Below are 918 nucleotides of genomic sequence, written 5' to 3' on the forward strand. Positions count from 1 at the left end.
TAACGCCGCGTTAAGTGGTGAACAACGCCAACCACCAAACCTAAACCATTGTACCTTAAACACTTAAGCTAATTTGAACTGAAATCGCCAAGCGTTGTGAATCCGTCTTGAACGCCTTGTTAGTTGAACTGTTCGACCGACCTACATTTGGGAAATGCCGAACATCCCCAAAACTGTTTACCTTTGTTTTCACCACGCTTAGTTTCACGAACAACCATTTCTGAGCCACAACGTGAGCACTGCTTTATAGCCTCTTTTGCTTCTACGATTTCTTTCACATGTTGACGATGCTTAATATCCGTAAAAATGCCTTTTTTGAGCTTAACTTCGTTTATCGAGCACACAAGTTGACTATATTCTGATTCAGAGAACACTGGTTGTTCAAACTTTCTGATGTATTCCAAGCAACCACGCGCATAAGTCACGTTTTCAGGCATATCAGTTTTAAAAGTACTGTCACCAATGAAAACAACTACTGAGTGTAGTTTTTCACTGTCTACAGCCAGTAGGGATTCAAGAGTCTTAACATGTTTGTAATTTTGGTGAAGTGGATTTTGAAATTTTGATGAGTGACGATAGATTTTCTGAGTCCATTGCTTTTGTTTTTTAGAGCCACAAATCCAACCTTTCATGTTTTTGGTTTCCACAACGAAAATACCAAACCTTGATACAACAATATGGTCGATTTGTGTTGTGCCATCGTCTGTAGGTAGAGTTACATCCCTCACCAATGTGTAATGGGAATCAGGCAACTGAGATAGTAGTTTGTTTACCAAAAATTCGCCAAATACACCTTTAAACCACCGACTCTTGAATATCGAAACGACAATCAATAAAGGGATGATGTACCAAACTTGAGCTAATGCACCTATTAGTATTCCGAAAATATCCACTGAACTCTCCTTGTTCAACTAACGC

General features: G+C 39.2%; 1 protein-coding gene. It reads right to left on the bottom strand.

Annotated elements, in window-relative coordinates; genetic code table 11:
• Window positions 1-119: 119 nt before the first annotated feature.
• Entirely contained in the window at window positions 120-893 is a 774-nt protein-coding gene (locus LIX84_RS23310; RefSeq protein ID WP_226422273.1) for a nuclease-related domain-containing protein, read from the bottom strand.
• Window positions 894-918: the final 25 nt, after the last annotated feature.

It is taken from the genome of Vibrio sp. E14, from assembly GCF_020515785.1.
GTDB lineage: Bacteria > Pseudomonadota > Gammaproteobacteria > Enterobacterales > Vibrionaceae > Vibrio > Vibrio diabolicus.